Genomic DNA, 12,565 nt, shown 5'->3' with positions numbered 1-12,565 from the left:
AAAACTAAGCAGCCATAGGAAACAGTAGCCCCAGAATTATACCGATAAGGATCACTATCGGCGTTTTTATTTTGGTGAAGTAGAGCAAAAGAAAAGTTCCAACCATCAGCAAATCGGCCCGCCAATCGCCCAGAAATGGTTTAGTAAGCAGCAGGAATGCCGTGGCCATAAAACCCACCGCTACAGAATTAATGCCACTTAGCGAGTTTTTAATACGAGTGATCTTCTTCAAATCCTCCCAAAATGGCACAATAAATAGAATAAGGATCAGTCCCGGCATATTGATGCCCAGTACGGCAACCATACTGCCAATAATCTGTCCGCCAATGCCATAACCGTGGTTACCAAGCGATAACCCACCCACAAAAGAAGTAAAGGCAAAAGTTGGCCCCGGCAAGGCTTGTTGTATGGCATAGCCCGATAAAAATTCTGAATTGCTGAGATAATGTTTTACCTCAACAAACTCGGTGTACATTAGCGGTACCAATACCTGCCCCCCACCATGAATCAGAATGCCGTTACGATAAAAGTTCTCAAACAAGCGTACAGGCAAGCTAAAAGGAGATGTTTTATTAATGATGGCACCCAACGCAGCAAACAATAACAAAATGCCTATAAAATAACTCACCTTGCGGGGGTTTACATTGGCAAACAGTTTGATACGCAGCTCATCTTCCTGTGGCTGGGTTTCCATGGCCGACGACACGATGCCGCCCAATAAAATCAAAATGGGAAATGCGTAAGCATTCTGCAAAATCAGTGTTGCAATGAGCGATCCCACCGCCAGCATGACGCTGGTTTGTGTTTTCAGGCATCTTTTGGCAAAGGTAAATGCAGCATAAGCCACAATGCCCACCGCCATAGGCTGCACATACAACAAAATTGGCGCGTACTGGTTATGCCCGGCAAAGCTTTTATAGCAAACAGCAGCAATACACATCAACGTGGCTGATGGCAGTATCCACAGGAAAAAGGTAATGAGAGCCAAACGTAAACCGCCCACTTTCCAGGCAATACCCACCAATGTTTGGGTAGATGATGGCCCGGGTAGTATCTGTGCCAGCGCGTTCAGTTCCATCAATTCAGCTTCTGTGACGTAGCCGCGCTTCTCTACAAAATCGCGCAACAAAATAGCTAGATGAGCCTGCGGTCCGCCAAAGGCAGAGAAGGTGTACACCAGTGCATCACGAAGAAAAACTAAATGGCGTCGGGTCATCGGATTGGGTTCATAGATCTTGTTTCATGGTTCATGGATGATAGTTCATAGCAGTTAAGATCATAACAGTTATCTATGAACCATGATCCATCAACTAATAATCATCATCGTCATCGTCACCAAAGCCCGTTAACTGATTGTACACGCCTTGCAGCTCGGCAAAGGCATGATTATCGCGGGCTTCACGGGCTATTTTCATGCCGTTTTCATAGGTCTTTACGGCATCGTCTTTACGGTTCAGGGCTTCATAAAGCTTGCCTAAGTGGTAATAAGTACCCACATATTTAGGGTGATTATTTACCAGTCCTTCGTAATACTGCAGGGCCTTATCTGCCTCATTCAAACGCAGATACTCTGTTGCCAATGCATACTGTAAAAACTCATCATTTGGCTCGTTTTTTAAAAATTCAAGCAACTTTGCTAATCGGTCTGTTGACATTTTAAACTCCGTGTTTTTTAATTAAATTTGCAAAAACCTATGATGATGAAGATCCTAGTTTGCATCAGTAACGTACCGGATACCACCACAAAAATAACTTTTACCGATAACAACACCCAATTTAATACAAGCGGTGTACAGTTTATCCTTAATCCTTATGATGAAATTGCGCTGGCCCGTGCCATTGAGTTAACCGAAGGCAATGGTGGCAGTGTAACGGTTATTAATGTTGGCAGTACTGATACTGAGCCTACTATCCGTAAGGCCCTGGCTATTGGCGCTACAGATGCGATACGCATCAATGCCCCTGCACACGATGCTTGGTTTGTGGCTTACCAGGTTGCCCAATATGCAAAACAGAACGCTTTTGACTTGATACTGACAGGCCGCGAGTCTATTGACTATAACGGCGCTAAAGTTGCCGGTATGCTGGGCGAGTTATTGGATCTTCCGTCAGTATCTGTTATTAAGAAATTGGACATTAACGGCAGCGAAGCTACTGTTGAACGCGAGATTGAAGGCGGTAAAGAAGTATTGACTATCCCCCTGCCATTTGTAGCAGGAACGGCCGAAGGCGTTGCTGAGCCGAAAATTCCGAATATGCGCGGCATTATGTCGGCACGTACAAAACCTTTAACGGTTGTTGAACCGGCAGAGGTTAAAACTTTCTCTGAAGTATTAAGTTATGAAACCCCTGCCCCACGCGGACAGGTGAAGCTGGTTGATGCAGGCGATCCTGCCAAACTGGTAGACTTATTGCACAGCGAAGCAAAAGTGATATAAAACAAAACAAATTGCCGTTGCAAAACTTTGCATCAGCATAAACATACATCTAAATACATGCCTGTATTAGTATATACCGAAAATGCCGAAGGCAAATTCAAAAAATCAACATTTGAGGTGGTTTCCTACGGCCGTGCCGTGGCAGATCAGCTGGGTACCAGCCTTACCGCCATTTCTATTGGCAATGTAAGCGCTGATGAACTGGCCGCTCTGGGCAAATACGGTGCTGAGAAAGTGCTGAACGTAAGTAACAGCCAACTCAAAAACTTTGTTAATCAGGCTTACGCCTCGGTTATTGCAGCGGCGGCGGATAAAGAAGGCGCCGATGTGGTTATCCTGTCTAACTCGTTCTCTGGTCGTGGCCTGGCTCCGCGTATAGGGGTGAAACTGGAAGCGGGTGTGGCCGATGGAGCCGTAGCGTTACCTGAAACTGCAGGCAATAAATTCACTGTAAAGAAAACGGCTTTCTCAGGCAAAGCATTTGCTACGGTTGAGCTGACATCAGCTAAAAAAGTAATTTCGCTTACGCCAAATACTTATAAAGTAGAAGAAAAAGGCGGCGGTGCACCGGTTGAAGACTTTGCTCCAGCTGTAAAAGAATCAGACTTTAGAGCGATCGTTAAAGAGATTGTTCGCGCCACAGACAAAGTATCGTTGCCTGATGCCGACATTGTGGTATCTGGCGGTCGCGGCCTGAAAGGCCCGGAAAACTGGGGCATGGTTGAAGAACTGGCTAACCTGTTGGGTGGTGCTACAGCATGCTCTAAACCGGTATCTGATGCCGGATGGCGCCCGCACAGCGAGCACGTTGGGCAAACAGGTATAGCTGTTAGTCCTAATTTGTATATTGCTATTGGCATTTCTGGCGCCATACAGCATCTGGCCGGCATTAGCCGCTCAAAAGTAATTGTTGCTATAAACAAAGACCCGGAAGCACCAATATTTAAAGTAGCCGACTATGGCATTGTTGGCGACGCATTTGAAGTAGTACCAAAATTAATAGAGGCCGTTAAAACTTATAAAGCATCTGCATAAATACTGAAGGAATGGCTGAGATGGGTAACAACATGAAAAAAATTAAGCTCGACATTGTAGGTCTCTCCTACAGTCAGACACAGTCGGGCGCTTATGCTTTGGTTTTGGGCGAAGTTGGCGGTCGCCGCCGCCTGCCGATAATTATTGGCAGCTTTGAGGCGCAGGCTATCGCTATAGAGATAGAAAAGATGACGCCAAGCCGTCCGCTTACGCATGATCTTTTTAAAAGCTTCGCGCAAGCATATCATATCCAGATCCAGGAAGTAATTATTTATAACCTGGTTGATGGTATCTTCTATTCAAAACTAATCTGCTCAGACGGTAAAAAGATTGCCGAAATTGACGCTCGCACGTCAGACGCTATTGCTATGGCTGTGCGTTTTGACTGCCCTATCAATACTTACGAGTTTATTCTATCTACCGCAGGTATTGTAATAGAAGGCAATGAGTTTGCTTACCTGGAGAACTTTAACGATCCACAGGAAGAAAAAGCAGTTTCTACAACCACCGGCAACTACAGTAACGTGAGTACCGACGAGCTGAAGGCCATGTTGCAGGAAGCACTTACAGACGAACAGTATGAAAAAGCGGCGAAGATTCGCGACGAGCTGAATAAGCGAAAAGAAAGTTAAGATAAACTCTGCAATAAACTCAAAATCAATCTTTAATCTCTAACACTCAATCTTCAACTTGAAAGATTACAAAAAATATTACATCATCCCTGCAGAGCCAGCCGAGGTTTATGCTGCTATTACCAACCCGGTAACTATGGAGTTATGGACAGGTGAGCCAGCGCAGATGAGCACCGAGCCCGGCACCGAATTTTCTATGTGGGATGGTAGCATTATTGGTAAAAACCTGGAGTTTGAACCAGATAAAAAAGTGGTGCAACAATGGTACTTTGATGGTGAACCTGCCGAATCTATTGTGACCATTAAACTGCATGCCGATAAACAAGGTACTTCTGCCGAGTTAAGACACACTAACATCCCCGATGCTGATTATGATGATTTTGTAACCGGCTGGAATGATTACTATTTTGGCGCCTTGCAGGATTTCTTTTCCTTCTAAAATATCAGTCTTGCTGAATAGCATAAAAAAAGCCTCGATGAATATTCATTGAGGCTTTTTGCTTATTGTCGCTTTTGAGAATTAAAACAGAGTAAACTCTACCCTGCGATTTTTCTGGCGACCGGCAGCGGTTTTGTTGCTGGCAATTGGCTGCGTTTCGCCATAGCCGGTAGCTTCAATGCGCGATGGGTTTGCGCCTTTACTTACCAGGTATGATTTGATAGACTCGGCGCGATCTTTTGACAACTTCATGTTAGCATCATCAGAACCCACATCATCGGTGTGACCTGCCAATTTCAAGCTAAAGTTTTTATTGATCAACAGCTCTGCAACTCTATCAAGACTTGGGAAAGAATGCGGGCGAATAGTTGCTTTACCAAAGTCAAATTCAAGGTTATTAATGGCTTCTTTTACCACTTTACGGTCAGCTTCGGTAACTACCACACGGGTGATTACAAGCGGACAACCAGAGCCGTCAACTTTAGTGCCTGGAGGCGTGTTCGGACATTTGTCGTAAAAATCAGGCACACCGTCGCCATCGCTATCGGCGGTAAACTTATCTAGTTTGGCGTTTAGCTCAGCAATACGGGTGCTATTAGCTGCTTCTGCTGCGGCTACATCGTTGCGCATTTTCTCATTGCGGGCCCGCTCTGCAGCCAACTCGCCTTGTAGCGCATTAGTTTTCATCAGGTACTCGGTGCGCATAGATGCTACCGGGTTATGCGTAGCTAACTGAGGTTTTGAGCTTTTACCCAAGGCAAACTCTAAGCCGATATGACCGTAAGAGAACTTATCAAAGTTATTGGCGTAAGTATAGCCGTCAATGTTATCGCTATTCATAAAGTTCACCTGGTAGCCCATGTCAATGTTTATGCCTTGACCAACATTGAACTTAAGCCCAAACCCTACCGGGATATAAAACTCGCTGATGCTGCCGCCATTTTTAATGCTTGTAACTGTACGCTCCGTGCCGTTAGCTGTGTATAAATGAGGTTTATAACCGGTAAAACCACCGCCAGCCATCAAATAAGGCTGAATCACCCCCTGCTGATGGCGCCAGTTGATGTTAGCCAGCGTAAACACTGCGCTCAGATCGGCTGCGTAGTTAATGTCTGTTTCAAAGCGAGTGTAGCCACTGGTACCAGCAGGATCAGTTCCTGCTAATTGTCCTCTGAAAAAATTGGCCTGGATACCCCATGAGGGCAGAATTTGTTTTTTTATGTAAGCACCATAGCCCAATTTAATGTTATCGGTATGCCAATCGTCTTTACCACGAAACGGGGTGTAACCAGATACGCTACCCGCATGCACACCGATGGACCAGGTGCGGAATGAGCTTTCCGGCGAGAACGGGCGTACATAATTAGTTGTGTTTAATGTGTCTGTCGACTGTGCGAAAAGTTGCGTACCAGCCATCAGTGCGGCAACGAGTAGTGTTGTTTTTTTAGATTTAGATGTAGTTTTCATTTCATTCAGATTATTATGATTAATGTTAGGTCTCTGCAAACACCACCAGGACATAGCCAATATTGATGCCGCAATTTGTTTTCTTACTGTTCTGGTCATTTAGTCAACCATGCTCAAAATCAATCCTAATTAACTGATTAAAAGCCTCTACAGAACCATAAAATAAATTTCGGCAGCGTTAATTGGCGAGATACGTGCATTAATCCGCACCAACTCTATTGCGCTGAATACTATACAAAATCTGTATAGGTGGCAATTCAATTACTTGTGATGTTTAAAATAAAAAAGGAGCCTTTGGGGCTCCTTTTTCTTTACTTTTCTTCAGCAGGATGAACAAACACCTGCCAGTTAACTCCTGCACCAGCCTTTTTCAGAGTGGCGGCAACAGAGCAATATTTATCTACCGATAGCTCGGCAGCACGTTTAGCTTTATCTTCGTCAATATCGCCATAAAGGTGAAACTCAATGTTCACATCTTCCCACAGCGAAGGTTCTACCCCAGCCTGGCGATCACCGTTTACTACCATCTTGTAATCTTTCACGTCCTGACGTTGTTTCTTCAGGATACTGATCACGTCAATGGCAGAACAGCCTGCCAAACCCATTAGCAGCATTTGCATAGGGCGCACGCCAAAGTCTTTACCGCCGCTTTCGGGGCTGGTATCCATTTTCACAACATGTCCATTTCCATCTGTAGCTTCAAAGCCAAAATCATCGCTTACGCGGGATAGTTTTATAGTAGCAGCCATAATATTAAGTTGTGGCGAATTTATAATTTTCATTGCCATTTCCTATCAGAAACAACCCAAAAACATAAATTGCCAATGTTTTATTCAAACCTATGAAAAGTATAATTTTCTTTATGTCATTTTTTTGTGCATCGATGACCTGTCTGGCTCAAAAGCAACTTATCTCTTATGAAGACATGAAGTATCTGATAGAAAACAATTTAAGCAAAGCCGATACTTTTCTATTGGCTAAAGGCTACACAGCTTTGGAAATTAACAAGAAAACCAATAATCGCAAATACGTCGCGCAGTTACCCGGCGGCACAAAATCTGAGATTGATTTGCGTGCCGACGGCAAACGCATTTATATGGATATCTTCACCGATGAGATCTCGCAATACAACATGATCCATAACTCCATTGCACAATTTCTTATCAAAGATCAAAGCATGGGCGATGTAGAAGCCTACAATATTAAACACCTGGGCGATATCTACATTACCGTTACAGACAAAGTGCCTTACAGCCCCATCAAAGAAGACATCGAAATACATTTGGTGGCCCGCAAAGGTATTACAGCCTGGGATTAGCGTCCTACCGGACGCCCCACTCCCACAGGCCGAATTGAGTTTTCTTATCTACCATGTGTCCGTTTTGTTTTAACGATAGCATGATCTGCCCCCGATGGTGGGACTCATGCGAGATAAGATACCCCAGAAACGCCGTGGCATTTGGTTTAAAGCCTTTTATTTTACCGTCTGATTGTTCCAGCAAGGCCGCAATGGCATTGGCGCTCGCCGCTAGGTTGTCATGCAATAGCTGTTTTGAGATCTGCTCTCTTTCCAATTTCTCCAAACCCTCCAGTAATTGAGGGGCTGATGCTTTGAGCCACATCAGTCTGACGTTATGGATATGCGCAAACTGCTCACCCACGGTACGGCCCTTTGACGCCGATACGTCTTTGAGATGAGTTTCGCCAATCGCCTCCAAGAGGTACAGGTTAATGCGATTGTGGATCTGCCAGGTTTCACTAAGCGGGTTCATATTTAGGGGGTAATTGATTTCAAGTGATGCACCATGTGTGCCAGGTAGTCGTGCGAGATAAACTCGACTGTATGGTTATTGCAGGTTGCTAACCATCTATCAGTGGGATAGTTATCCAGAACCCGCTGAATCTGCAGATTAAGCAATCGCCACAATTGCAGTAAATCTTCTATATCTGCGGTTTGATAATGCTGTGTTGCAACCCATTCATCCTGCAAATAAATAAGGGAGAAGCTATCCTCATAAGTACAGCGCACGAAACGATGCAGATTAATTTGCGCGCTGTCTATCAAATGCCCAATAACCTCCTTGGCCGACCATTTGCCCGGCGCCGGCTTCAAATCCCAATCTAACTGGTGATGTTCAATGCGGTTAAGAAAATCATCTACAGAGGCAACTACAGCAATCATAATTGGATATATGTGTTGTTTAAAGATAGAAATTATCAGCAAGTGCATCTTATTTAAAGTGAAGCTGCGCTAAGTTTATAAAAACCATTATCTTCAAACCTTTAAAGCAGGCTATGGCGTTAAATTATATCTGGGTTGCATTCTTTATTATCGCGTTTTTTATTGCCCTGATCAAATTGATCTTTCTGGGCGATACTACCGTCTTTAGTCAGTTGGTTGATGGGATGTTCAGCTCGTCAAAAACCGCAGTAATGGATATAGCCCTGCCGCTTACCGGTGCCATGGCGCTTTGGCTGGGCATTATGAATATTGCCGAGCGTGCTGGTGGTATCCGCTTGCTTTCGCGTATTGTGGGCCCGTTTTTCAGTCGCCTGTTTCCGGAAGTACCTAAAGATCACCCGGCCGTCGGACAAATGCTGATGAACTTTTCGGCCAATCTGTTGGGCCTTGATAACGCCGCTACCCCGCTCGGATTGAAAGCCATAGCCAGCCTTCAAGAATTAAACCCAGACAAAGAAACCGCCAGCAATGCAGAGATCATGTTCCTGGTGTTACATACTTCAGGTTTGCAACTGCTGCCGGTAACTATCATAGCCCAAAGAGCTATTTTAAATGCCCATAATCCTACTGATGTATTTATTCCCTGTATTATTGGCACCTATGTGGCTACGTTAGCTGGTATTTTGGTGGTAGCCTTTAAACAAAAGATTAACCTGCTGGACAAAGTGGTACTAACCTGGCTGGGTGGGATGACGGCTTTTATCACCCTAGTGGTTTACTATTTTTCTCAGCTTCCTCCTGCTACTATACAGAAAGTATCCGGCATAGTTAGTCCGCTGCTTTTGTTTACCATACCCGTGGTTTTTATTATTGGCGGATTAATCAAAAAGATCAACATATTTTCGGCTTTTATTGATGGTGCACAAACCGCGTTTGAAACATCCATAAAAATTATCCCCTACCTGGTGGCCATGTTGGTAGGCATCAGCGTTTTCAGAACCTGTGGTGCCATGGATTATATGAACGATGGCTTCAGATGGTTAGTTAGCCGTGCCAGTTTAGATACCCGTTTTGTAGACGCCATGCCGGTGGCTTATTTAAAACCATTAAGTGGATCGGGCTCAAAAGCAATGATGATTGATACCATGAAAACCTACGGGCCAGATAGCTTTGCGGGACGCCTGGGCTGCATCTTTAATGGCTCTGCCGATACCACTTTTTATATCGTAGCGCTTTACTTTGGCTCTGTCGGTATTAAAAACTCGCGTTATGCCATTCCCGCCGGTTTAATAGCCGATCTGGCTGGCATCATTGCCGCTATCTTAGTGGCTTATTTGTTTTTTGGCAGGATGCATTAATTCCCTATTACTTATTGGCATTAGAGCTGCTCAAAACGTATGTTGAAGACCTGTATATCATTTGTGGCCTATATAAACACAGTATTGCATTTTTCTAACTATCAATTAGTTAAAAGTTAAAATCCGGCTATTTTATATTAGGATTTTGTTAAAAAATTTTCACACATTTGTGCTTCTAATTTAATTGAAACGGCCAACCGATTAACCTTAGGCAATGGAACACGATTACCTCCAGTCCAAAAAATTCAAGAAAAAAACAGCAAAAAACGGTGTATGGTTTATTCTTGTACTCGCAGCACTATTCTTGTTCACCTTGTTTAAATTCGCTAGTTCTGGCGGTATCGGTATGCTTGCGATGGGGCCGCCATCAAGTGGCGAGGTATATGATATGGCCAAGCAATTTGTTAAAGCTACAACGCGCTCTGAGCGGGTTGATTTCCCCGAATCGGGCTTTCAATTTGCACAAAAAACGGACTCTATTTACGTAGTGCGATCTGTAATGGAAACCACCAGCCCAAGTGGCGAGAAACGCACCTTGAATTTCAAGGCTATAATGCAATTTAAAGGTGGGCGCCATGATAACATGAGCAATTGGTCGTTGCTTAACATCAGTGAAGATTAATCTATACAATGGGCATCACCAACATCGAACCAAAAATTATAGCCACAACGCGCTCGGTAATCAACCGCACGCAATATCAAACTACTATAACCGGTGGTAAACACACCATTATTGCCGATGAACCCGAGGAGGTTGGTGGTACCGATACGGGTATGTCGCCCTATGAGCTTTTATTGGCCAGTCTGAGCAGTTGCACGGCTATTACCCTGCAAATGTACATTAACCGTAAAATGTGGGTTGTGGAGGAAATTATTATTGACCAACAACTGTACATCAACGAGGGATTTACGCTCATTACCAGCAACCTGACTTTTAAAGGTGACCTAACAGATGAGCAGAAAAAGCGCCTGGAAGTTATCGCAGAGAAATGCCCCGTACACAAGATACTGACCGGCGAGGTTAAAATAGAAACCCGCATAATGTAAAAAAGCGCCCCGATTTGCATCGGAGCGCCTCAATCACTCTAAAACAATCACCTCTACTTTAGAAGTTTCTTTATATCAACATTCCTTTTTTAGAGGAACGATCTATTGCTTGACCTTTTATTAATATTGGTCAAAGTTACTCAAATATTAACGAGCGTTTAAATAAATTAACTGCTTTTTACCGCTGGATGACAGTTGCATGTTGCAACAGCAGTTGGCTTAAACGGTGAGCCCTTTTACAAAAATATCTACCAATACTAAACGTTTTTGATAGATCTCTTCCAAATGCTCTTTCAACGGAAAACCTGTCTTTTTGTGCGACATCGATCTTACCCTTACACCATGCAAAGCATCAAGAATCAGGTCTACCAAACCAGGTGCATCTTCAACCGGTTTAATTTTGCCTTTACCGGCCTCCAGCAACATCATGCTACTCAGCTGTTCAATCTCTGATTGATGAATTTCGCCAATAATCTCCCAGATAGTTGCCGGAATGTTCTGTTCGTTCAGTCTGAAAAAGTCGAAGAAATTATAATTCGTCACCATAAACTCATGGTGAGTATCAATTTGCGCCTTAAAAGCCTCCAGCAAATCAACTGATTTAGCAACGCGGGCAGTCAACGTTTTAATAAACTCCTGGCAAAGCTTGCGCATTACTGCAACGTACAACTGGCTCTTATCCGGGAAATAATAATAAAGCAATGCTTTTGACATTGATAAATCGCCTGCTATTTCATTCATGGTTGTTTTTGAATAACCATAATGCAGAAAGCGCTGGTATGATGCTTCTAGAATTTTTTCGCGTTTAATATCCTGTTGATCGCTGACGGAACTAATGCTCATTTTACGGGGTATCTCTCCTTTTGACTTTTTAAACAAATTTATCAAATTTTCTATAAATCGATTGCGGGCATAGTTTTGCTATCCTAAAAATTACATTTCAAGTATAAAACTGATGCTTTAAACCAACGAAACCAATGCTAAACCCGTGCTCATTACCAGCGCATCTTCCATTGCACCAATGGTTGGATCTGGCAGACAACTATTTTGTACCAGACTTTTACGCAGATAAAAGCACCCGAATGTAGAAGCTAGTGCGGTACCAGAGCCAATTAATGCCCCAACAAGAGCATTACGCTTATTTACTTTGCAAATTGCAGCACCAGACAGTGCTCCGGTAACGCAGCGTGCAATTATCCCCGGCGTGGCGGTTCTGTTGGGTGCATTTGGCAACTTATCGCCAACATACTCGGCAATGGCCAGTAAAGATAACGCTGTATTAACGGCCCCAGATTGCAGGAAAGCGGGCACCTGATCTGTATTGCCCGCCACGGCTGCCCGGGTTAGCATCTTTGCAGCAATGGCGGGGGCAGACATAGCCCTCATGCCTGCCACTATACCCAAAATGGCTGCCTGGGTATAGAATCTATCTGTTTGGCAATTTTCCACGGCAAATTGTTTATCAATTAGAACGATGATTTTGCCGCCTTGTTTTCCGGGTGAGCGGAAAACAGATTATCCAAGTGCATAGTAAACCTGGTACTATCAATTGACAAAATGCATCAATCTTGTTTAATAGGCTGCCAAATGCTCCTTGATGCAGGGGGGAAGAGAATATAGAAAAAGATGCTTGCTGCAAGACAAGTATTTATCGTACAACAGGCATCTCTTTTAATTACTTTTCGGCTGTGGCTTTAACTGGTGCTTTAACCTTTTTCTGAGCCGAATGTGATCTTTTTTTGCCATAAGACCCCATGGCAATCTTACCTTTCTTGGTTTTTTTATCGCCTTTTCCCATAGCTGTTTTGAGTTAAGTTTTATGGTTTAAATAAATTTTAACAACCGGCATGGAGATATTGTTCAGGCAATTGTTTGCTAAATTTTCAATTTAACGAGGACGAAAAATTCTTTCAATTTTATACCTAATAAGCTAGAATGAACAACTAACCCACACTATTGGTGAAATT

General features: G+C 43.6%; 17 protein-coding genes. 8 read left to right on the top strand and 9 right to left on the bottom strand.

Annotated features, from left to right (window positions below):
- Nucleotides 1–4: 4 nt before the first annotated feature.
- The gene (gene chrA / locus ABZR88_RS09185) at nucleotides 5–1,216 is read right to left on the bottom strand and encodes a chromate efflux transporter (RefSeq protein WP_107828681.1); all 1,212 of its coding nucleotides are present in this window, start codon (nucleotides 1,214–1,216) and stop codon (nucleotides 5–7) included.
- Nucleotides 1,217–1,310: 94 nt separating this feature from the next.
- Nucleotides 1,311–1,655: a tetratricopeptide repeat protein gene (locus ABZR88_RS09180; RefSeq protein WP_107828680.1), complete on the bottom strand. Its 345-nt coding sequence runs from the start codon at nucleotides 1,653–1,655 to the stop codon at nucleotides 1,311–1,313.
- 45 nt (nucleotides 1,656–1,700) lie between these two features.
- Between ABZR88_RS09180 and ABZR88_RS09175 the strand changes: the two genes are divergently transcribed.
- Genes ABZR88_RS09175 through ABZR88_RS09160 form a run of 4 tightly spaced genes read left to right on the top strand, consistent with a single transcriptional unit; the run spans nucleotide 1,701 to nucleotide 4,544 of the window.
- Nucleotides 1,701–2,438, top strand: a complete 738-nt coding sequence (locus ABZR88_RS09175) for an electron transfer flavoprotein subunit beta/FixA family protein (RefSeq protein ID WP_107828997.1) — start codon at nucleotides 1,701–1,703, stop codon at nucleotides 2,436–2,438.
- Between the two features lie 57 nt (nucleotides 2,439–2,495).
- Nucleotides 2,496–3,473: an electron transfer flavoprotein subunit alpha/FixB family protein gene (locus ABZR88_RS09170; RefSeq protein WP_107828679.1), complete on the top strand. Its 978-nt coding sequence runs from the start codon at nucleotides 2,496–2,498 to the stop codon at nucleotides 3,471–3,473.
- A 32-nt stretch (nucleotides 3,474–3,505) separates the two neighbouring features.
- The gene (locus tag ABZR88_RS09165; RefSeq protein ID WP_107828996.1) at nucleotides 3,506–4,105 is read left to right on the top strand and encodes a bifunctional nuclease family protein; all 600 of its coding nucleotides are present in this window, start codon (nucleotides 3,506–3,508) and stop codon (nucleotides 4,103–4,105) included.
- A 58-nt stretch (nucleotides 4,106–4,163) separates the two neighbouring features.
- Nucleotides 4,164–4,544, top strand: a complete 381-nt coding sequence (locus tag ABZR88_RS09160; protein ID WP_107828678.1) for an SRPBCC domain-containing protein — start codon at nucleotides 4,164–4,166, stop codon at nucleotides 4,542–4,544.
- A gap of 81 nt (nucleotides 4,545–4,625) precedes the next feature.
- On the opposite strand, the gene ABZR88_RS09155 is transcribed toward ABZR88_RS09160, so the two are convergent.
- Together ABZR88_RS09155 and ABZR88_RS09150 are read right to left on the bottom strand one after the other, a co-directional pair.
- Complete coding sequence (locus tag ABZR88_RS09155) at nucleotides 4,626–6,011, bottom strand: OmpA family protein (protein WP_107828995.1); 1,386 nt, start codon at nucleotides 6,009–6,011, stop codon at nucleotides 4,626–4,628.
- A gap of 311 nt (nucleotides 6,012–6,322) precedes the next feature.
- Nucleotides 6,323–6,793, bottom strand: a complete 471-nt coding sequence (locus ABZR88_RS09150) for an OsmC family protein (protein ID WP_245917042.1) — start codon at nucleotides 6,791–6,793, stop codon at nucleotides 6,323–6,325.
- A gap of 59 nt (nucleotides 6,794–6,852) precedes the next feature.
- On the opposite strand from ABZR88_RS09150, the gene ABZR88_RS09145 reads away from it, so the two are divergent.
- Complete coding sequence (locus ABZR88_RS09145) at nucleotides 6,853–7,329, top strand: hypothetical protein (protein ID WP_146166534.1); 477 nt, start codon at nucleotides 6,853–6,855, stop codon at nucleotides 7,327–7,329.
- Nucleotides 7,330–7,333: 4 nt separating this feature from the next.
- On the opposite strand, the gene ABZR88_RS09140 is transcribed toward ABZR88_RS09145, so the two are convergent.
- Together ABZR88_RS09140 and ABZR88_RS09135 are read right to left on the bottom strand one after the other, a co-directional pair.
- Nucleotides 7,334–7,783, bottom strand: coding sequence for a DinB family protein (locus ABZR88_RS09140; RefSeq protein ID WP_107828676.1), 450 nt, complete (start codon nucleotides 7,781–7,783; stop codon nucleotides 7,334–7,336).
- A gap of 2 nt (nucleotides 7,784–7,785) precedes the next feature.
- On the bottom strand, nucleotides 7,786–8,193 hold the full coding sequence (locus ABZR88_RS09135; RefSeq protein ID WP_170113606.1) for a DinB family protein: 408 nt from the start codon (nucleotides 8,191–8,193) through the stop codon (nucleotides 7,786–7,788).
- Nucleotides 8,194–8,306: 113 nt separating this feature from the next.
- Between ABZR88_RS09135 and ABZR88_RS09130 the strand changes: the two genes are divergently transcribed.
- From ABZR88_RS09130 to ABZR88_RS09120, 3 genes are all read left to right on the top strand, one after another.
- Nucleotides 8,307–9,551 (top strand): nucleoside recognition domain-containing protein, encoded by a 1,245-nt coding sequence (locus ABZR88_RS09130; protein WP_107828674.1) that lies wholly within the window; start codon nucleotides 8,307–8,309, stop codon nucleotides 9,549–9,551.
- A gap of 214 nt (nucleotides 9,552–9,765) precedes the next feature.
- The gene (locus ABZR88_RS09125; protein WP_107828673.1) at nucleotides 9,766–10,173 is read left to right on the top strand and encodes a hypothetical protein; all 408 of its coding nucleotides are present in this window, start codon (nucleotides 9,766–9,768) and stop codon (nucleotides 10,171–10,173) included.
- Between the two features lie 8 nt (nucleotides 10,174–10,181).
- Nucleotides 10,182–10,598 (top strand): OsmC family protein, encoded by a 417-nt coding sequence (locus ABZR88_RS09120; protein ID WP_211309811.1) that lies wholly within the window; start codon nucleotides 10,182–10,184, stop codon nucleotides 10,596–10,598.
- Nucleotides 10,599–10,817: 219 nt separating this feature from the next.
- Here the strand turns inward: ABZR88_RS09120 and ABZR88_RS09115 are convergent, their stop codons facing one another.
- The 3 genes from ABZR88_RS09115 to ABZR88_RS09105 all read right to left on the bottom strand — a co-directional run bounded on the left by ABZR88_RS09115 (nucleotide 10,818) and on the right by ABZR88_RS09105 (nucleotide 12,396).
- Nucleotides 10,818–11,441, bottom strand: coding sequence for a TetR/AcrR family transcriptional regulator (locus ABZR88_RS09115; protein ID WP_107828672.1), 624 nt, complete (start codon nucleotides 11,439–11,441; stop codon nucleotides 10,818–10,820).
- A 117-nt stretch (nucleotides 11,442–11,558) separates the two neighbouring features.
- The gene (locus ABZR88_RS09110) at nucleotides 11,559–12,047 is read right to left on the bottom strand and encodes a DUF4126 family protein (RefSeq protein ID WP_107828671.1); all 489 of its coding nucleotides are present in this window, start codon (nucleotides 12,045–12,047) and stop codon (nucleotides 11,559–11,561) included.
- A gap of 226 nt (nucleotides 12,048–12,273) precedes the next feature.
- Nucleotides 12,274–12,396, bottom strand: a complete 123-nt coding sequence (locus ABZR88_RS09105; protein ID WP_107828670.1) for a 30S ribosomal protein THX — start codon at nucleotides 12,394–12,396, stop codon at nucleotides 12,274–12,276.
- Nucleotides 12,397–12,565: the final 169 nt, after the last annotated feature.

The sequence above is a fragment of the Mucilaginibacter yixingensis genome (genome assembly GCF_041080815.1).
Taxonomy (GTDB): domain Bacteria; phylum Bacteroidota; class Bacteroidia; order Sphingobacteriales; family Sphingobacteriaceae; genus Mucilaginibacter; species Mucilaginibacter yixingensis.
This window is presented reverse-complemented; position numbering and strand designations above follow the sequence as displayed.

Coding starts and splice junctions, on each gene's coding strand:
- chrA (WP_107828681.1), bottom strand. CDS start 1,216: ATGACCCGACGCCATTTAGTTTTTCTTCGTGATGCACTGGTGTACACC.
- ABZR88_RS09180 (WP_107828680.1), bottom strand. CDS start 1,655: ATGTCAACAGACCGATTAGCAAAGTTGCTTGAATTTTTAAAAAACGAG.
- ABZR88_RS09175 (WP_107828997.1), top strand. CDS start 1,701: ATGAAGATCCTAGTTTGCATCAGTAACGTACCGGATACCACCACAAAA.
- ABZR88_RS09170 (WP_107828679.1), top strand. CDS start 2,496: ATGCCTGTATTAGTATATACCGAAAATGCCGAAGGCAAATTCAAAAAA.
- ABZR88_RS09165 (WP_107828996.1), top strand. CDS start 3,506: ATGAAAAAAATTAAGCTCGACATTGTAGGTCTCTCCTACAGTCAGACA.
- ABZR88_RS09155 (WP_107828995.1), bottom strand. CDS start 6,011: ATGAAAACTACATCTAAATCTAAAAAAACAACACTACTCGTTGCCGCA.
- ABZR88_RS09150 (WP_245917042.1), bottom strand. CDS start 6,793: ATGAAAATTATAAATTCGCCACAACTTAATATTATGGCTGCTACTATA.
- ABZR88_RS09145 (WP_146166534.1), top strand. CDS start 6,853: ATGAAAAGTATAATTTTCTTTATGTCATTTTTTTGTGCATCGATGACC.
- ABZR88_RS09140 (WP_107828676.1), bottom strand. CDS start 7,783: ATGAACCCGCTTAGTGAAACCTGGCAGATCCACAATCGCATTAACCTG.
- ABZR88_RS09135 (WP_170113606.1), bottom strand. CDS start 8,193: ATGATTGCTGTAGTTGCCTCTGTAGATGATTTTCTTAACCGCATTGAA.
- ABZR88_RS09130 (WP_107828674.1), top strand. CDS start 8,307: ATGGCGTTAAATTATATCTGGGTTGCATTCTTTATTATCGCGTTTTTT.
- ABZR88_RS09125 (WP_107828673.1), top strand. CDS start 9,766: ATGGAACACGATTACCTCCAGTCCAAAAAATTCAAGAAAAAAACAGCA.
- ABZR88_RS09120 (WP_211309811.1), top strand. CDS start 10,182: ATGGGCATCACCAACATCGAACCAAAAATTATAGCCACAACGCGCTCG.
- ABZR88_RS09115 (WP_107828672.1), bottom strand. CDS start 11,441: ATGAGCATTAGTTCCGTCAGCGATCAACAGGATATTAAACGCGAAAAA.
- ABZR88_RS09105 (WP_107828670.1), bottom strand. CDS start 12,396: ATGGGAAAAGGCGATAAAAAAACCAAGAAAGGTAAGATTGCCATGGGG.